Here is an 18796-nt window from a genome sequence, read left to right on the forward strand (position 1 = left end):
CCTAAATGATTGAAGAATGAGAGTCTGCGTATGGAAATGTTTGGCATTACCGGATTATTACCTTTATCCGGCACATCGCTACCGGTAGGTGGCACCGGAGGTGGCCCGCGCTGTAGCAAGAAAAAAGAGAGAAAGTCTAACTGTTCGCAATTGTGGGAAGCTCACTACATTGCAATGACTATCCTCAGCTTGCCTATTTGCTACATGTTTCTTGCATCGTGAGATATGAAAGGAAAGAAAAACCCTGATTTTGTCAGGGTTCTCTATCTTTATTGATTTCGGGTTCCTGTCACTATCATAACTTCCGGTGAGCCTTTATCATTTTGGTCAGAACCTTTACCGGGAAGCTCATTACTCTCCAGAGATTTATTGTTAAACGGCATTGCGTCTACACTCATGTTATCAAACCGGTCCGCTTTACCTCCGATATTATGGTTAGAAGATGTTCGGTCAGTCCAAAGTGATGTAACTGCTTGTTGAATAATCGCAGAGTCATTGCTTCCTTTGTCAAGTGAAATCTGTTCTAAACGTCCAGCAATACCTTTGGCGAGTTGGATGTTTCCACCTTCAACAATACCATTAGACTCAATGCTGCCTCCGGTAGCCAACTGGACGCGAGCCATCATATTACTTCTGGCCTGGTCAAGTGTAGGGCCACTGGCACCAGCCTTAACTGCTCCATAGTATTGGGAAATAGCTTCCCTTGCCGCAATACGGTCTGGTGAGTTGTCCATTGGAACTTCATTTGCGGCTGTAACAGCCGCGCTATAGTTCTGTTCATAAGTTGGGTATTTTGTAAAGAGATTAGAACCATACTCCATTACGCGGTTCATACCACCAGCTACACCATCCAGTTTATAGTTGTTGTTTTCAAGGTCCTGAGCAGCAACATTACCGACGTTTGTCATGACCTCTTCGTTAAATTCTCGACGAGATGAATCGACAACTCCTGAAGCTACAGCATTGTGATCATTTACCTGCCCCATGCCATATTCATGTGATGACATAGATTTTGTACTTCCGATATTGCCTAAGGCAGAACCAGCATTTGCGCTGGCAGAAGACTGAATAACAGATGCCTTTGCCTCGGCCTGATGACCAGCATTCGTTGCGTTTCTGCTGACCTCGCGATTAGCTTCAGCTGCGATTGAGGTGAGGGCCGGAGAGGAATCACTGTTAATGAAACCGGCTTTACGTGAAATATCGCCAGCTTGTCCTAAATCAACAGCGGCTTTGTATTGTGCAAACGTGTGAGCGTCTTGCTCAGTCATACCGATTGATGTCAGGCGATTTGTGTCTTCCTGAATCTGCTGATTGAGGTCCGGATACGCAGCAAGAACCTGTGTCAGAGTTGATTGCGCTTCAGCTCTGTGACCAATTGACTGAGCAATCTGAGCAGCGTTCATGGTCTGCCCCATAGACGTGCTGGAGGAGAATTGCTCAGCTTCCTGATAGGATTTTTGTGCTGACTGCATACGTGCCTGCGCCTCACTATAGGACTGAGTAATAGCAGAAGTTTCCCCTCTTTCTGACAGTAAGTTATAGGCTGCATTTGCAGCGGTATTCACGATACGTGCTTGTGTAGCACTATCAGAGTCCCGGAAAGAAGACGAAGTCGAGTTACTGTAATCTGCTGTATTTGTATTACTCAAACCACTGCTTTCAGCCTTTGAACGGCTCATACCAGCACTTGCAGAAGCGCTAAATGCGCCGGGACCTCCACTGACTCCGGCACCAGCACTGAATTCGCCCTTAGCCATACCAACGAGCGCTTGCATGTTAGAAATACCATGTTTTTGTGCAACATCATTAACGTAAGAGCGATCCGCATTGCTCAGACGGGTTAGAGCGGCGTTGGTCGCATCACTGTAAACCTGCGATTTAGAACCTGACTCCATATTGCTAGCAATGTGACTCAGCATAGCCCCAGACTGAGTGGTCAGTGTAGACGATGAGGAATCCAATTCTTGTTTAGCACTAGATAAGTTGCGAGAAGACACCTGTTTCATGTCAACAGTAGGCAACATGCCGGAGGTACCACCCATGACTGACCCTTGGGCCGGATTGAACTCAACTTCAGCACCGCGAGAATTGATAGCGGGTGTGTTCGTAACATCCGGAGCCATAGTTTTGGTATCTGCCGCAGAAGGTGCCGCAGCCGATTTGGCAAGAGAATTAAATGCAATAGAGCTACCCCAAACGATAAAACCGCCGAGGGCCGGTATCATTGCATAAAGGTTACCTGCCAGCCCGATACTCTTCTGGGTTTCATAGAGCATGTTATAGAGCTGGCTGAAACTGATAGATCCCGTTGTAGTGAACAGAGCACTCATAGTTTCCCGGGTATTAACTAGAATGTAGAGATTCACAATCGCTGCCAAAGGTAACCACGTTTGTGTCCACATGACTACTAGCAGGTATTTCAGTACCATACGCAGCCCCATGATGCCGAGGCCGAACAAAAAAGCCATGAACGGAGTCAGTGCGTAAACCATCCCTTGAAAGATAGGCATAAACGATCCCATCCAGCTTAAAAAGGATGCCCCTGATGAAGACCACTGGAAAGATTGCTGAGTCATCGTCTGGACGCGAGTGACAGCAGCGGTTCCACGGAATGAGCTTTCATAGCCATAAAGTGGCATATCGCGGAAGTACGGATACATGATCATCATGAGCTGGAAATCGCGGATATCAGTACCACTGATGTTGTAGAAGTTCATCACTTCCGTCATTTTACTGATTGTATTACACGGTACACCACCACAGGTACGGCCTAATGCGGTATAAGAACGCTGAAATGAGCTATCCAGTTGCGATGTAGTATTCATCATCAGGTCTTTCAATTTCGTGTAGGCTTCAGCACAGGTATACAGTGAACCACCTGCTTCTGACTCACCGGTACTTCTATCCCAGCCGCTTCTATTGCTGTCGTAAATGACAACGCGCTGGAATGCATCATTTGACGACAATCCAGCTACACCATTATTGGAACGATACAGAGCTGCGTAGGTTTTCGAACCACGAATGATGTCATTACCAACACACTGACGCATGTAGTTGGAGACGCTCCGGTCTAAGTTATTGTAAGGACGAGAGGGATCATTCGATGCCCAACGCATTGGCGATTTCATCGTATCGTAGAGCGTTGCTAGTGTGAACAGCGGGTCTAGTGAGCCGTACTCCGTCATCGACGGAGTGGAAAAAGCCTGTTCCATCTTCTCAGTAATAGCATACCCGACCGTTGAAATGATCGACGCTGAGGCGGCCAACCCGGCAGGAACGTTATCAACAGCCCTGAATTTTCCTGTTGTCACATCCTCAATATTGACATGCGCAGATACTTGGAAGAATAGTAGGTACATGACGATACACACGGCCATGTGCTGGAAAGAAAGTGTTTTACCAGACGATACCGCAGATGCGATAACCACACCGATAACACCGAGTAACGCAGCAATACGGAACATATCAGAGAATGTTCCGCTGTTCATCAGCATAGCTACTGCATTGAAAATACTGTAGATAAATTGCATGCTGCCGACGGTATATACGTTCCATTCAGTCATTTTTTAAGAACCTTTTAGAGTGAACCATCCACAGAACTTTCATTCTCATACTGAACAGGAGGCAGAGTTTTCATGTAGTTGCTAAAAGCTTCAGGGATACGACCTTCACCGCCATAACGAGAAACCATCGTCATATAGGAGATGTACAGGTTTTCCCTTGCCTTACTGATAAACTCCATAATTTCTTTGTTATACACAGATGTTGATTTGTCGTTTTGTTCCATCAATCGCGCACCAGTGGCCGCAGCAGTGAGCATATCGCTTAGGTAGTTGTATGCTGATGAATAGGCAAGTACAGAAGAGACTTCACGAACGTAGGAGTATGAAGTACCCAGATCATGACGAGCTAACTGGGTTGCTTTACTGGTTGCGCCCGCGACGTTGTAGTAATCCGCCTGACGAAGGCGATTAAGCGATACTGACGCCCCAGTCTTGGCTGAATTCAGATAACCATCGTCGATAAAGAAACGGGTAATATTCGCGGCCAGCCCTTTTATTTGCTTTGTTTGCTTTTTCGGGTTTTCACAGGTTTGTGTTTGACCCGCGCAGGACCAAATTTCAAAACTGTTATCGCCATTAATAAGTGAATCCAGCACTGATGTTGTAGCCAAAGGAGCAATGCGCACCACACTCTTCTTGGCAGAACCATCTTTATCAGTACCGAGTTTGCCACTGACTATGATTGTGCCCGTCATAGACATGACCAGTTCTTTTTGTTCGTTTTCAGTACCGTAAAACTGGTCGCTGAAATTTCCGTTCTGAAGCAGGCACCACATGATGTTGCCGTAGTCGTCACAGGCTTTACGTTTTCCGGACTCTTCTTTTTGTTTCTCCGGTGCTTTTGCACCAGCAAAGTTCCCCCACATCCCTTTAAACTGATCCACTAGACCGTCAGAAGAGAGCTGTGAAGAAACGGAGGCTTTGGCGCTGGAACCAAAAGCGGCAGCTGTATCAACTAGCAAGCCTTTTGCGAGCTGACAGGAGTTAACAGTCAAGTCGTTCATCTGCTGGAGAATAGCTTGCATTTTAGAAATCTCATTATCCAGAACAGCATCCATTGCATTCAGGGCTAACTGAAAGGCCAGACCGGCAGCATTAGCTGCGATGTTTCGCAGCATCTGAACGAATTGTTCAGCATTGATAAAAGAGAAAGACCCACCGAAAAGGTCAATACCGCCGCAGCCACCAGAAGCTGAAGGTAAGTCAATACTGACAGGCGTTAGGGTACGGAGTTTGTTTCGTAGAACAAAACCACCACCGGTATATCCGTCACGAGTAACGCTTTTGTAGTCCCCAGGATTGGTAACGTTAGACATAGAGCCGAACATGTTATCCAGCTGGTTACCAATACTTTCAGCGTTGGCAATCGGTGCAAAAAGTCCAGCTAGAGCAATGGATATAGCCAAAACATGTTTTTTATAGCGTATCTTACACGTGAACTGATTTAAGCGTTTCATCTTATCCCTGATACCTATTTATTGACCTTTACAGGCGATGCATAACCAGATTTCGTCTGGATGTATTTGATAAATTCATCCGCATTTTCAAGATAGTCTTCAGGCATTTCCTTCAGAATGCTGGAGTCGATATAACCGTTATCGTTATACGGCAGAGTGCTTTTGTACTGCTGGTCTGTGATTAACCTAGCATCATGAGCAACCAATATAGTTCGGGAAATCAACTGATCAGCACTGATAGGCCCGAAAGACAGGATGCGAGTTGTAGACGGTGGGATAGCCAAAGCTAGCGCTGGAACGTTGGTGATTTGCAGTTTAGCGGCTTGGCCGGTATCCACACGCCAGTCCGGCATAATGTTGCCCGGCAGTGGTTTCCTATCAATAGAAACGGGAATGATTTTAATGCCAGTCATATAGTTGAAGGTATTCAGCACGGAAGCTTGTTTGACACAAAGTGTGCAATTTTTCCCACGAAAAAAGTAGAAAATACCCGCTTTATTGCCGATATCTTTGGCGATAATACGAGAGCTATTTTCGGCCTCGTTTGACTGATCCATCGCGCCAAAGGTAGAGGTGGAGCGCCGATTATTCTCATCGATGAGAGGATCGATTGAAGTTACTAAACGTGCCATGTCTGTGAATTGGCTGGCTTTATCCAGCATAATACGTTGAGCAAGGTAGTAGGCTCGAACATTTTCTTGTGTCGGCTCGTCAATCGCTCGATCACGCAGTTTCTGAATGTTTTCTCGATACCATGCAACGGTAAAAGGAGCTGAACCTTTTTCTTCTGAGCTGGCTTTAGCAACAACTTTTGATGGAGTGGGTGGTTTCACTGCTTTATCTTGCTCATCAGGTTTTTTCTCCTGAGAAGCAACTTCTTGCGGTGGCAGTTTTTTAGGCGGTTCAGGAGGAGATTTTTTCCAGAACCAGCCTTCTTCTTTCCCGTCAACAAATGCTTGACCACCTGCAAGGGTGGACTCAGTCTTTTTGCTGGTGGATTTATTATTATCTGCTATCGCATTGGCTGAAAGCAGGCCGCAGATGGTCGCGGTCAACAGAGTTTTAGTTAAACAGAGAGATCTCATCTTTGTTTCCCTCAACAAAAATTCTGGCGATATGTTCAGTCCAGAAAAAAGTGTTTTTCCCTTTGAAGACACGGGCACATTCCAATTGATGGGTCAGCGTATAATGCCTATACCGTAGCTGCCCTATGCGTTTAACAATGCTTTCCGGCTTAATCCCGAGTTCTTTACAAACTTCATCAAGCGTCATGTGGGAACTGTACTTCTGTTCCAACTCATACCGAATGGTGTGAATACCGGCATTAGTATCGAGTAGTGCAGGAAGTTTTTGTGCGGGCATAAGTAATGAGCGTCTGTGAGCGCATTTCAGCGTTTTCATCAAAACCCCAATCCTGATGAATAAACGAACTGTAATTTTGCCACATAGCCCAAAATGACCACGGAAAAAAGGACCGCAAAACGCGGTGAAAAACTCTCTGTTTTTGATTAAAATCTGTGCCTCTAGGTCACTAACTGGTACCGATTTGTCGGGATCTACGGCGATTTCCGGATCATGATTTATCCATTTGGTTTACTGTAGATACGACTTTTCGGGATGCAGATTTCATTCAAAAAAACCAGTCGAAGGATTGGGGCAGATGATTGACAAGGTGTTAGTTTTCAATATAAAACTTTGGTCTAGTAAGGTTAGTATCACCAACCTGAAATGCAGCTTTATGCATTGATTGGGAAAATAAGCTGTCAATTTCAGGGTACTCTTTTCTCACCGATTCAGTAGTTGCCTAATCAGGAACATCAGAAGGGCTATATGACAGGGCAACTCCCTCCCTGAAAATTAAAACAATTTTCATAAATCCATAACGCTATATCAGTTTCTCCCCTATCTGGCCCTTTTATTACGGATGAAAGACTAAAGTTTTTAATCATCGATCCATCGTTAGATTGGGGGCAGATAATACCTAGCTCTTCACTTCAGTTGATTACTATTCCGGGTAATCATTCTAGTTTGATGGAGGATAATGAGAATAAAACCGTTTTAGCTCAGGCTTTGAATAGGGCGTTGGTAATCAATTACGATGAGAGGATACCGTAATACTAATAGTAAGGAAGATTGAATAATTTATCGTTGATATGATAATCCGGTATATGTTGTTTATACCGGATTTTTAGCAATTGTTGGCCATTTCATCTTGTGTCGTTATTTTGCTAACTTGTAGCATGTTACGGCTTTCTTCGGTCGCAGTAGAAATAGCCGTTACCGGCTACCCCCGCACAGATCCGGACGTGCGCTACTAATGCATCCGGCTCCTACCTCGGGTGTTTGGCGTAAAAGCGCTGTAAAGGATAAGGATGCACAATTCGGAGGGGACGGTATCCATTTATTCACCCAAGAGATCCTGATACTCCTCAAATGGAATGAGTATCTCGGGCACAAGTGCCAAAACACAAGGTCAGAGAAAAGAGTATCAGGAAGCGGAAGTATTACCCTCAATAATAAACTTTATTACAGTGTTAAACCTAATTGAGTTACAAGTTCGTTCTTGTGAATTAAGAGTGATAGGGATATAGCCATCCAGATTAAAAAAGATGAAAGAGAATATAAAGATGTTTATCCTACCAAAAAGAGAAAAAGCACCGAAGTTACGAGCGTTCAGTGCCTTATATACTAGAAAAATATCCGACCAGTTACAAGAAACCTTGACTAAACAGTATTACCTGCGTAACCGGTGATCAGGCATTTGTTGATGGGAAAGAAGGAACAAACCTCGTTAAAAATAACGAGGTTTATCAGTGTCTTGAACCTAGTCGAAAGACCGGGTTTTTCTGGGAAGTTTACCCCTCAGAGTTACTTTGATTTGCCCTTGTTACTGATAACCGCAATTGGTATCGAGGCAATCAGAAGCACTTTGATAACAAAATCCTCCGTTACCTTAATGCCGAATTTATCGCCGAAGACTAGCGATAGCTACAGTGAAAACAAGAGATAAGAAGCGAAGGGTATTGATTTTCATGTTAAGGTTCATTAGAGGGAAGTTAAGCACAATATAGAAATTGTGTGGAGAGAAGTTAAAGATTTAAAGCAGGTCAGAGGGAATCATTTGAGTCTTTTATACACTATACCACGAAGCACATTTATGATGTCACGAGCAACTCCTGTTACTACCTATGTAGCCAGGGCAAAAGTCTTGACAGAAACCAAGACCAGACACAGCGCGACCAAACCATGAGGAACATCCGTACCGTAGGTTGTTATTAGACAGCTGTCAGGGTAAGAGCAATCATGGACACAGCAAAAAAGATATTTTTCATTTTATCATCCTTTGACATCGAAGTAGTCGTTGAAAAAAGGCACTGAATGCCAATGAGCTTCACGCATGAAAGTGTCCTGAAACAGGGTTTCATATTTACCACCAGCAAACAAACGATTAGCTACGTTAACAATGTTCCCGATCCATTTTCTGGCTGAAGCACTGTATTTAAGCAATGAGAGATAGAAACTATTCCGTAGAGCTCTGCCTAAATCACAGGCTAAATCTAACAATAATACTTCGTTTTCAGTTAAGTCCCCGAAATCGTCCGGGCATTCAACGTCAGTACCAATGCTAAGATTATTCATGGCAACAACAGTCATGATTTCACCTTCAACGTTCGCGAGACGATGGAAGATATCTATCGAAGAGGTTGTGTCGACAATCGTACCGTAATCATCGTAGGCATTTGGTTCTAAATATGGATCAGAATCAGGGGAGGCAAGTTCGATCACTAATCTTCGTTTCGCAGCAATGAAAGTAGAGATGTAGTGATCTTTGGCGGTTAAGTGATTCATGAGAATACTCCTGTTAATGAACGGTTATTACCAAACACGTTGTCCTTTTATAAACTCAGGCTCATGAGCGACAAATCGCACTGCCTCAGCCATCGAAGAATCGAAGTATTTAGAGCTCATTTCACGGCCTAACCCGATGATCTCATCTTTGAGTGCGTCAAATTGTGAACCGGCGAAACGACCGCAAGCGCAGCAATAACCCAGTCGAGTAGCCAGTCTCAAAACCTACGACTCATTCTGAGTTACACCGAAAGCGGTTTGGCTTGTGCCAATACTACGATCATTGAGAAGTTTTACGGTCATCATATCTGCATGAATCAACGTCAGATCGATTTCTTCATGTTCAGGAAAGCAGGGCCAAAGAGACATCTCATCAGAGACAAAACCATAAGCGTCTTCATTGATTGGAAAAGACATATTCACCTCTTGATAAGTTTAAGATATTTGGCTTGCAGTCGGTGAGAGCGCCGATTACACGTTCTCTTGCTGGCGAAGATTTGACGAACTGCTCAATACCTTCAATCCAGTCCTCCACACGGTACCGAGTAAGGTTGTCATTTATGAATTCGGAAGGCAATCATGGCCCAGCGATTTAGAGCAAAACGAACAAGTTCTTCATCACCCGGATTAACAACGTTGCGCAGTTTTGCTGAACGGTTGTTATATTCAATCAATGCACATCCAGACATACAGACTCCATAAAAAGTTAAAGGCCCAATCTTGGACCTTGTCAGAAGTTAATTTGATCATCTATTTCGACAGGTTCATTAACTGGTATTGAACTGAGATCGATAAAATTAAGCCGTTGGACATTGGTGGCAGTTACTATTTTTCCGCCTCGCAGCAAAAAAAATTCTTTACCAGATTGATAGTGTGACAACCATGATTCGAGTACAGATGATTCAGTGAGAATGTACGGTCTCCCGTCCGAGAGAAAGTAGATACAAGGAATATCCATACCTCACCCTCAACCAGACAGCACAGCAAAACCGAAGTGAGTATAAACATTCACACCTGGTAAGACGTCATGGCATCGGAACGGCCACCAACAACCAGACTCATCACGCATGAAATGAATTTCTAGCGTGTCAGGTACCATTGGGTACCCAATACCTATGATCATCATTTCGTCGAATACAGGCTCATTATCAAAACTTGAAATACTGCCAATATGACGATTTTCATAAACGTAGTTGATAATGTCATTCAGCATCTCATTGGTAAAGCTATGCTGAGACTCATCAGAAGATGAATCGAAATACAAGTGAGTAGTAGACATGAGATAAACTCCATAATAGGGGCATGAAAAAAAAACGCTGACATATGCCAGCGTTTTACCGTTTAAGCATTCAGGCAAGTTTTCTTTGTTTCGGCTTTGCAGCTTCACTAGGATAAAAGTAGTAGAACGCTTTTTTGTACTTCTCATAGCCAATACGTTGAGACTTTACGTTTTCCATATTGTTTGGAGCGGTATAGTGCCCAATCTTAATTAAATAAGCTTGTTCATCTAACTCGTTTGCCCAGCGGTGCATGATCTTCATACGGGTTTCGTATGGATCAAGTCCTGAAATTAGACAGCAATTGGTGAAAGAACACATGTTTTCTTGATTAACATCAGAGAAAATCCATAGTATTTCATCAATACGCTGTTCTAAAGTGCTACGGGGGGCTATCATAATGTGAAATGAATTACGAATTAATTCGTAACCTAGTTGTTCAGAAAACCGCAGTTGATAACTGTGGTCCATGTCGGCAGAAATTACATCATATTCTCTGTCACTTGCTTCCAAAATATTCAGGAAAGACAGCTGATTTTTATTCACATGCACTTTCCTATAAGTAGCCATTTTGATCACCTTTAAAAAAATTAATAAATTTAAAAAGTTAAAAAATTTAGATTAACGAGAGAGGGCCCTGCGAGTAACTTTGAGAAGTTGCCCGCGTAGCGAAGAGACAGAACCTACAGCAATTCCAGTGTCACCGAAGAGAGTAGTCATTAAAGTTTGATTGGCGGAACCGAAGCCAATGCCAATAACCAGAAGACCATCCTGTTTTGCATCTTTAATCATCTGTTCAGCGGTTAGCGTGTCATCCGGGTCCCCATCAGTTACGACGATCATCACATGACGATCTGCTTTGGCCGATAGAAGGTCGGAAAAGGCAGGCCACAAGGATTCACTCAGTGGTGTTGAACCTGAAGCTACTAAACCGAATTGATGAGCATTGATAGCAGCTCGGAAGGTTTGCTCGCGCCCTTTCATCAAACCTACGTTGTTTTTCGTAGCGTGAGGAAAATAATAGGCAGAAGTGGATACGCCTTTTATGCCTTCCAGTGCATAGAGCATGGAGACAACGGCAGCTTCCGCTTCAACCACATCGCATTTTAACGAACCACTGGTATCTAATAGAACGGTAAACGCACAATTGAACTCAATGATTTTGGATTTGTGCTTAAACAATTTCGTATTGCCCAGAAGAGCAGAAGTGAGTAAGCGCGTATCCAGTTTTCTGCCGGTATCTTTGTGAGTACGACGAACCTGCTGCATACCCTGAAGTAACCCATGCATTGACTGACGCAAACCAGAAGCAAACTGAATACCTCGATTGACCGAAGTATCGGTTGTTCTGTTTCGTTTAGCTGGTGCGACGGAGTAAGGGACTGGCGCTGGAACACGTTTTGAACTCGGAACTTTATCTTCTAAAGCTTCATTCAGTTTTTCACTAGCATCCTTCATGACCTTAGAAAGGTCTTTTTCTGTAGTGTCTGAAAAAGGGTCTGAAAAAGACTTATCAACTGATGTAGAGCCAGACGTTGATGAAGAATCATCACCTTTCATATCACCTGCAAAATCGCTGAGTGAGCTTTGACTGTCCTGAGAATCGTCAGATTGCTGCTGTTGCTGTTTTTGCTCGTTAAATGCATCTACAGCGAGGTCATAGAGACGGCATGAAACATCGAGACATTTACTGATTGAATCCGCATTAACGGCTTCAGCCAGAATCGTCATCGACTGGTCAAACAGCTTCAAACCGAATAATCGTTCAAAGTCTTCACGCACTTGCTTAGTAGGAATGCTTAAACCGTGATAACGGTTAAACCCACACATCAGCATTGTGTTGACGAAAACAATGGACGGATGGTCACTTGGTTCGGCATCCTTATCAAAGAGAAAGGTTCTGAGTGCTTTCAAAAAGGCAGGGGTACCGGGGAAACGGCGACCAATCGCACGTTCTATGCGAAGATCTTCCGTGATATTAACCAATTTGTGTAACACATCCCGGTTGTATTTACCTGATTGCACCTTATCAGCTAATTTTTTTTCAAGGAGTTTAAAGTCAGTGAAACGGACATGAGCTGATTCGTGTACAAGGTAGCCTAACAGGATTTCTGATAGTTCTTCAGCATTCCTATAAAAAGGGATGTTGATACAGAATCGGTCATGATCTTGGTAGGTAAAGGCAGTCCTTCCGCCTATAGTAACATCGACGCCAAGTTGAGAGCTTAGCGCACGCGCAACGATAGGAAGGGAATTGTAAATACCCATAGATGTAATACCTCGAAATAGATTTAATAAATTTAAAAAGTTAAAGGCAGCGGAATGAACCGTTAGGATTTCCTGACAGACGCGTAGAGAGCACTGTTTTCCGCTAAGCGTAAAAAATAGGCTTTGCTGCCAACAGTAACGAAGGCGTTTTGCAATATCTCTTGCCAGTTGAAACAGTAAAGCGAATGGGAAGACCAGGACAGACTGCAATACCCTGTCAATTCAGGGTACAACCGAAGGGAACGGCAAATGCATAGAAAGCAGTTCGCCGTATTTTCCACGTTCGATAAGGACCTCATTGTTGCAAATCAGAATGCTTTGCATCTATGAACCTTGGTTTAAAAAGTTAAAAGGCCCAGTGTGTGGGCTTTGTAATTTAGAAAACCAATAATCCGTCGTCTTTGTCTGCAAAATCCAAAGTCTGTATTGAAACAGGTTCTTTAGTCAGTTCAATCTCTGAAGTGCTTGGCAGGTTATATGGAACATCACCAGCATCAGATAGGAATGAACTATCATCAATTATCACCACAGAGGACACGATTTCAGCCGAAACATTTTCAACTGGTGCTGTAGCAGCTTCTTCAGCCACTACAGTTACCGCAGTCTCAACATCAACAACCGGATCAGTAACTAGGCCCGCCGCAGGCAGGTCAGTTGGCAAATCATCAAATGCTTCATCACTGACAACGACGGCAGAGGCGAAAGCATCTATATGCACAAGGGCAGGAGATGTCTCGGCCACAGCGTTATTGCTATCAACTGCATCAGGAACCGGCTGTGCAGTGTAATCGAGCGCATTAAGCGCTGTCAGATCTACAGTAGTATCAGCAGCTACATTGCTCTGAGGTTGAGATAGTAATTCAACAAATGATTTTGCGTTTTGTGGGTCACGAAGATTATTCAGAAGCGACAGGATATCGTTATAAGGTTTACCAATTACTTTGCCAGTTAACGGAATATCTTTGAGCACATTGTTCACGTACTCGCTGAGTCCTTTAACACAGGGAGCAATAAAAGACAGTGAATCAAGTTTTTCGGCACAGCGGCGTAACGGATTCAGCGTATGCTGGGAAAATGCATCTGAGTTTCTATTTTTCAGGAACCCTTCAACAATGTTAGCCACATCCTCATAAACTTCGTCAGCAAGACTTTTAATCTGGCCGGTGAGACCGTTTTGAATAATACTGTTGCTGTAGGGAGTGATGTGAATTGCAGTGAAACCAAATTGAATCTGGTTATCCATATACTGCAAATCAATCGACGCATCCCGGAGCAAAATGTTACGATATTTTTCTTCAAACGAGTTGATCCAGCTTGTGAAATCGGCTTTCATAAATTCTGCTTTGTAACTATAAAACTCAGACTTCAACACGTTCAGTTTAGCGATAAGATCGTTGACCTTGTCTGCGGGAATCGCATATCCACCCATGAACCGAATACCCACTTCCTGACACAAGGCGTGAGCCGTGCTCTTTTTGCGAGTAAAAGGATTGATGAGCTGGGGGTCAATTATCTTTTTACTACCTAACGAAACCATCACGTCAGGCGGTAATTCAGCATCTTTTCCTAGATCTTCTTTTTTCAGCTTACGGCGACCGCTAATGCTGGTGATATCCGAAAGGGAAACAAGAATCAGTTGATCCAGAACTTGAGCTTCGTTTGATTTAATGGTCATGATTAATACCTCAATTTAATAAATTTAAAATGCTTAGGACATTAAAAAAGCCCTTTCGGGCCTAAAATTATTGCAGAGCTTCTTTGCCAAATACGGATTCAACGATAGTGTGCAAAGCACGTTTATCGTCAGCCGTTGCCCGGTTACCAATTTGGAAATCGAACGACATCAGCATTGCTTTAGGCACATTCAATTTCTTCATCAGAACAAAGCGGTCAATCCAAGCAATGAGAGAACGGCTGGAACAGGTTACAGATAAGCGAAGATCAGCAGATACAGGAAACGACGGGATTTTGTCAGAAGAGTTCTGACTAAAATCACCAGTAAGATCCCGACCTACAAACAATGCACGAATCATGTTTGCCACTTCTACAAATTTACCGGCAATTTGAGGGTCTGGAATGTATTTAGTGATGAGTTTTGTCTCAACATCCGCAGGCATATAGTCAGCGTTAATGAACATATAGCGATCAAGGTTCGCCACGTTCATGATTTTAATACCTCCATATACACCTGTTTGATCACCCTGACCAATTGAGTTGGCAGTAGCGATAAAACGGAAGTTAGGATGCTGTTTAATGACCTCGTTAGTTTCAGGAATAACAAGATTCCCGCCTTCTAAGATGGCATTAAACGCGTTTGCGCATGAAGGGTCTAATTGATCGTATTCGTCCAGCAAGAAAATCAAGCCGTATTTATACGCCAGCGCCAATGGACCATGAATAAAAACAGTTTTCGTATCACCGGTCAGTTCGTCACAAACGAGACGAAGACCGCCAATAAGGCTATTAATATCCAGATCCTGAGACGCAGTAGTCTTCATGACAGGCCAGTTCAATCGAGCAGCAACTTGCTCAACAATACTGGTTTTACCACAACCTGTCGGGCCAGCAATCCAAAGTGACTGGTTTTGTGGAAAATTAATCCACATCAACACTGCTCCACGAAGAGTAGGCTCGAACAAGTAGTCGTTGTTAAGTTTCGGAATGTACGCATAGAAAGGATTATCCACAGAAAACCCAGCGTATGGTCTTACTTTATGCTCCATTGCTGGAGGAATTTCGATACCAAACAAAGCCGGAGAAATAGCAACGTTACGCGTCAGAGCATCAGCAGGCAGGTTAGTAATAAAGTTAGTCATGATATACCTCATTAATTTAAATAAATTTAAAAAGTTAAAAGATAAAAATCAGAGGGAATCTCTTCATTTCGTTTAGGAAGTTAAAAATTAAGGAGCCAGAGAACTAAGTTGCAACAGCACGAACCAGATTGGCGTGTTTATATTTACGATTAATATTTCCTCCTCGACCAACTACGGTGACCTTCGGGGCATATGTGACGTAAGGTGCGATACCACGAGAATAAATTGCAGAGATCAGGATGTGCATGAAAAAGGTTTTAGCGTAAACGAGTACACCGTCAGCCTTATATTTCTCACATAGTGCAACAGCGATGTCAGCAAGTTCATTGGCACGCAAGGTCATCTCTTCAACGGAAGGGCAAAACGTAAACGACAGCTTCTCGCGGATAGCGTGAGAAATATGCTGTTCAACGTCTATTACACCCATTTCACGTTGTTCATCAGATGCAAGGTATGCAGTCATGTTTATGAGGAACATGGGAGAGCTCCCTTAAGTTTATAAAGTTAGATGGATTTAATAATTTAAGTCTCGACCGAATGGGAGACATAGGTTTTAAGGTACTGAGATGCTCAGTTTTAAGGTGACTGAGCTAACCTGAGTGTTGTCATCGTGACAACGAAACACCTTTTTCGACGCATATAAAAAACTCGCAGCCTTTTAGGGCAATGAGTTATTGAATAAGTATAGATACACGAGTGCCGTGAGAATGACTTTATGGAATCATTCAGATTGGCAATATGGCCGAAGTTGAGGTGATTAAAGGGCGTTAGCCAGAAGTTAAGCGGATGTTTCCGCACAGTCAAAATAATCAATTGTTCCTGTACGGTCAAGCAAAATAACCGGCCTAATGACCTAATACCGCTTGCTTAAGAAAAGTGAGGGAATTAGCAGTTGTCTTCTTCATTTGAAAAGGCCAACAATATCGAGATGTTCCAATTTTCCTTGTTGGCGATTTATTGAATAGATATTAAGAAAAGTGCTTAAGAGAGCGGTATTACAACTAATGCTGACCTTCTTGATCATGTTAGCAGTTATTACTTAGGCTGTGAACACTAAGGGACTTTGTCATTTTAAAATAATGACCAAGGGAAATTGGCGGCTCTATTTAATCTGTGATCTTCTGAGTATTTCAGTGTACGTATTCAGGGGACGAGAAGGATGATTATTATGGATGCTAAAGCCCAACTCATCGTGGATGTGACTGCCAAGGTGCACAAGGAAAAATCAGCATTATTAGTGCCTCAAAGCTTCTCAGTAAATCCCGCCGGACTATCGAACGCTATCTTCAACAATATCAGAAAGTCGGTATCCAGTTTGTTATTCACCGAAATACTGGCTGAACACCCGTCAATAAAATACCTGATGAGCTTAAAAGGCAAGTGCAGTCTCTCATCGAGGATAAGTACTACGATGTGAATTTGCAGCACCTTGCGGAACTGCTGGAAAAGCACGAAAGCATTGGGGGGTAAAGCGAGAAACCCTACGTTCCTGGATGCACGAAATTCATCATGTTAAGCATGCTAAATGCAGATGGTCTCAGGTTCGTAAGCGAAGAGAACGGATGGAATCAGCTGGCCTGCTGCTCCAAATGGATAGCAGCCCTCATCGCTGGTTAGGTGATAGAAAATCCTGTTTGATCGCCATCATTGATGATGCCAACAGTGAAGTTCATTCCGAGTTTTTTGAGTCCGAATCCACTAAAGGCTGCCTAAAACTACATGACAAAGAGAAGGGTATCTAAAGCCCTGTATGTGGATAAAGCTGAGATCTTCGACGACCCCAAACGGTGCAACTTCTCGCAAGTCCAAAGAACCTGTGAAGAGCTGGGTATTGAGAGCCTTTTCGTCAACTCCCCGCAGGACAAAGAGCGTGTTGAGTGTTCATTCTATACGTGCCAGCGCTACGCTTAAGAAATATCACGGATATGCAAAGAGTTAACCAATACCTTCAGGAAGTTTTCATTCCCGACTATTGGCAAAAAAACATGTAGTGAAAGCCAAAAACATCAAATCGGAATTTAAACTGGTTTCGGACTATATCAGTCTGGATAATACCTGTATTCAGAAAGAGTATCGAAAAATCCTCTGGGATCACACGTTCTGCTATGGAAATAAGTTTTACCTGATCGATTCGCCGCTCAGGTACTCGATAGTCAATCAGAAAATAGAAATCTGAAAGCAATATGACGGCCGTTTTACGACCTACTTTGCAGACCGAGAATTAGGTATCTCTAAAGTTATTGAACCAACTAAACCTTCGCTGTATGATCTGGAAATCCAGAGAAAGTTGGATGTGTTGGCATTAGCGGACAAACTGGGTAATGTCGCTGAGGCAACACGGCTGAGTGGCTGCTCCCATGATACTCTCTATCGGCATCATAAGGTACTCAAAGAAAAAGGGCCACAAGCCTTCAAACGGATCTATAGCCTGGTTCAACCCTATAAAAATTGTACAGACAGGGAAATAGAAGAGAATGTTATCGCCTTTTCCCTAGAAAATCCGCATCCGCATCTGGAGCTGGCGCAAGTATCAGTTCAGCTGAGGGCTAGTTATCAAATAATGCTGAGTCCAAACGGTGTGAGAAATATTTGGACGGGAAAAAATGAATACAAGTGCCCTGAGTGTTGAGAAAGCAAGATCACCGTTTGCAGCTGCATTGTGATGATCTTCAGTTGAGAAATTAAGCCGGGAGCAGGTATACTGAAACGACAAAGTCCCTCGGTAATCACACTAATACAAATAATTCATTAGATATTTTGCCACCTCGAGTCTTTCGAATGTGATTATTTGATCGGTTTACGACAAAAATTATCTCTTGGGGAAAGATTTTATTAAAGTCTATTCCTTTTGGAAAGTATTTCCTAATTAAGCCATTTATATTCTCATTTGTCTCTTTACTTTGCTGATAGTTTCGTGACTCGTAAATTCTAAACTGTTATTAAATATTATTGTTTTAATTCTTTGTTTTAGTTGATATAATTCCTTTGCCACGGCTTCTCTGTTTTCCGTTAAATTTAATAATTATTTATATAGAGCGTTTTGCATTCAATCAATATTAATAATATATTTTTTTATCTTTTCCGATTATCGTATCTCTTTCCCTTCTTCCAATACGGGATTTTTTATCAACGAGTTATAGGTGGTCATTAACACTCACTTTGTTTTAATTTTTCCTCTTCTTTCATAACAGCCATAGCGTTTACGATACGGTTTACTGGCAATTTTGAGATGCTGCTATAAGTTACCCCATCCATTTCGTTTTTATAAAAAAATTTATAAATGGTCTCATGATGCAAGGATATCTTTTTATATCGCTTTAGATAGTCAGCAACCTTAAATCCTGCCAAATTAGCCGTTTTACCCATTTTTTTATTTCTTGGGTTATATCTTTTGGTTTTCTTTGCAAAATGACGGCGAGAAAACTCCTGAAGATGAGCCTGATTCCTTTTCAACTTTTTGCTAATAGTTGAGTAATGCAACAATGAAACGTTATGAAAAACTGGTTTTTTAAAGCTGGAAATTTGGCATCTTTCTGTTTCAGTCAGTTATTTATAGGCTATAC

The 18796-nt window shown here is 42.8% G+C and carries 15 protein-coding genes and 2 pseudogenes; 2 read left to right on the forward strand and 15 right to left on the reverse strand.

What is annotated here, in order from left to right; translation table 11 throughout:
- Nucleotides 1-9: 9 nt before the first annotated feature.
- Entirely contained in the window at nucleotides 10-222 is a 213-nt protein-coding gene (locus tag OO184_RS19060) for a hypothetical protein (protein WP_265380533.1), read from the forward strand.
- A 47-nt stretch (nucleotides 223-269) separates the two neighbouring features.
- Here the strand turns inward: OO184_RS19060 and OO184_RS19065 are convergent, their stop codons facing one another.
- The 14 genes from OO184_RS19065 to OO184_RS19130 form a co-directional block, all read right to left on the reverse strand.
- Nucleotides 270-3566, reverse strand: coding sequence for a conjugal transfer protein TraG N-terminal domain-containing protein (locus tag OO184_RS19065; protein WP_265380534.1), 3297 nt, complete (start codon nucleotides 3564-3566; stop codon nucleotides 270-272).
- 14 nt (nucleotides 3567-3580) lie between these two features.
- Nucleotides 3581-5023: a conjugal transfer protein TraH gene (locus OO184_RS19070; protein WP_265380535.1), complete on the reverse strand. Its 1443-nt coding sequence runs from the start codon at nucleotides 5021-5023 to the stop codon at nucleotides 3581-3583.
- 14 nt (nucleotides 5024-5037) lie between these two features.
- A complete protein-coding gene (traF, locus tag OO184_RS19075; protein WP_265380536.1) occupies nucleotides 5038-6108 on the reverse strand; it encodes a conjugal transfer protein TraF in 1071 nt (356 codons plus the stop codon).
- Nucleotides 6086-6385, reverse strand: a complete 300-nt coding sequence (locus tag OO184_RS19080; RefSeq protein WP_265380537.1) for a hypothetical protein — start codon at nucleotides 6383-6385, stop codon at nucleotides 6086-6088. The genes traF and OO184_RS19080 overlap by 23 nt, the downstream gene beginning before the upstream one ends.
- 1974 nt (nucleotides 6386-8359) lie before the next feature.
- On the reverse strand, nucleotides 8360-8872 hold the full coding sequence (locus OO184_RS19085; protein WP_265380538.1) for a hypothetical protein: 513 nt from the start codon (nucleotides 8870-8872) through the stop codon (nucleotides 8360-8362).
- 27 nt (nucleotides 8873-8899) lie between these two features.
- Nucleotides 8900-9094: a hypothetical protein gene (locus OO184_RS19090; RefSeq protein WP_265380539.1), complete on the reverse strand. Its 195-nt coding sequence runs from the start codon at nucleotides 9092-9094 to the stop codon at nucleotides 8900-8902.
- 3 nt (nucleotides 9095-9097) lie between these two features.
- Nucleotides 9098-9289, reverse strand: a complete 192-nt coding sequence (locus tag OO184_RS19095; protein WP_265380540.1) for a hypothetical protein — start codon at nucleotides 9287-9289, stop codon at nucleotides 9098-9100.
- Nucleotides 9290-9426: 137 nt separating this feature from the next.
- The gene (locus tag OO184_RS19100) at nucleotides 9427-9561 is read right to left on the reverse strand and encodes a hypothetical protein (RefSeq protein ID WP_265380541.1); all 135 of its coding nucleotides are present in this window, start codon (nucleotides 9559-9561) and stop codon (nucleotides 9427-9429) included.
- A gap of 278 nt (nucleotides 9562-9839) precedes the next feature.
- Nucleotides 9840-10151, reverse strand: coding sequence for a hypothetical protein (locus OO184_RS19105; protein ID WP_265380542.1), 312 nt, complete (start codon nucleotides 10149-10151; stop codon nucleotides 9840-9842).
- A 70-nt stretch (nucleotides 10152-10221) separates the two neighbouring features.
- Nucleotides 10222-10719, reverse strand: a complete 498-nt coding sequence (locus OO184_RS19110) for a hypothetical protein (protein WP_265380543.1) — start codon at nucleotides 10717-10719, stop codon at nucleotides 10222-10224.
- Nucleotides 10720-10770: 51 nt separating this feature from the next.
- Nucleotides 10771-12627: a VWA domain-containing protein gene (locus OO184_RS19115; protein WP_265380544.1), complete on the reverse strand. Its 1857-nt coding sequence runs from the start codon at nucleotides 12625-12627 to the stop codon at nucleotides 10771-10773.
- Between the two features lie 166 nt (nucleotides 12628-12793).
- Complete coding sequence (locus tag OO184_RS19120) at nucleotides 12794-14092, reverse strand: DUF3150 domain-containing protein (protein WP_265380545.1); 1299 nt, start codon at nucleotides 14090-14092, stop codon at nucleotides 12794-12796.
- A 67-nt stretch (nucleotides 14093-14159) separates the two neighbouring features.
- Nucleotides 14160-15233, reverse strand: coding sequence for an AAA family ATPase (locus tag OO184_RS19125; RefSeq protein WP_265380546.1), 1074 nt, complete (start codon nucleotides 15231-15233; stop codon nucleotides 14160-14162).
- Nucleotides 15234-15336: 103 nt separating this feature from the next.
- A complete protein-coding gene (locus OO184_RS19130; RefSeq protein WP_265380547.1) occupies nucleotides 15337-15711 on the reverse strand; it encodes a hypothetical protein in 375 nt (124 codons plus the stop codon).
- A gap of 681 nt (nucleotides 15712-16392) precedes the next feature.
- Between OO184_RS19130 and OO184_RS19135 the strand changes: the two are divergent.
- A pseudogene (locus OO184_RS19135) lies at nucleotides 16393-17896 on the forward strand (ISNCY family transposase).
- A 63-nt stretch (nucleotides 17897-17959) separates the two neighbouring features.
- Here OO184_RS19135 and OO184_RS19140 read toward each other — a convergent pair.
- A pseudogene (locus OO184_RS19140) lies at nucleotides 17960-18779 on the reverse strand (IS30 family transposase).
- Nucleotides 18780-18796 lie beyond the last annotated feature (17 nt).

Source organism: Photorhabdus aballayi, from assembly GCF_026153155.1.
Classification (GTDB): domain Bacteria; phylum Pseudomonadota; class Gammaproteobacteria; order Enterobacterales; family Enterobacteriaceae; genus Photorhabdus; species Photorhabdus luminescens.

Coding starts and splice junctions, on each gene's coding strand:
- OO184_RS19065 (WP_265380534.1), bottom strand. CDS start 3,566: ATGACTGAATGGAACGTATATACCGTCGGCAGCATGCAATTTATCTAC.
- OO184_RS19070 (WP_265380535.1), bottom strand. CDS start 5,023: ATGAAACGCTTAAATCAGTTCACGTGTAAGATACGCTATAAAAAACAT.
- traF (WP_265380536.1), bottom strand. CDS start 6,108: ATGAGATCTCTCTGTTTAACTAAAACTCTGTTGACCGCGACCATCTGC.
- OO184_RS19080 (WP_265380537.1), bottom strand. CDS start 6,385: ATGCCCGCACAAAAACTTCCTGCACTACTCGATACTAATGCCGGTATT.
- OO184_RS19085 (WP_265380538.1), bottom strand. CDS start 8,872: ATGAATCACTTAACCGCCAAAGATCACTACATCTCTACTTTCATTGCT.
- OO184_RS19095 (WP_265380540.1), bottom strand. CDS start 9,289: ATGTCTTTTCCAATCAATGAAGACGCTTATGGTTTTGTCTCTGATGAG.
- OO184_RS19100 (WP_265380541.1), bottom strand. CDS start 9,561: ATGTCTGGATGTGCATTGATTGAATATAACAACCGTTCAGCAAAACTG.
- OO184_RS19105 (WP_265380542.1), bottom strand. CDS start 10,151: ATGTCTACTACTCACTTGTATTTCGATTCATCTTCTGATGAGTCTCAG.
- OO184_RS19110 (WP_265380543.1), bottom strand. CDS start 10,719: ATGGCTACTTATAGGAAAGTGCATGTGAATAAAAATCAGCTGTCTTTC.
- OO184_RS19120 (WP_265380545.1), bottom strand. CDS start 14,092: ATGACCATTAAATCAAACGAAGCTCAAGTTCTGGATCAACTGATTCTT.
- OO184_RS19125 (WP_265380546.1), bottom strand. CDS start 15,233: ATGACTAACTTTATTACTAACCTGCCTGCTGATGCTCTGACGCGTAAC.
- OO184_RS19130 (WP_265380547.1), bottom strand. CDS start 15,711: ATGTTCCTCATAAACATGACTGCATACCTTGCATCTGATGAACAACGT.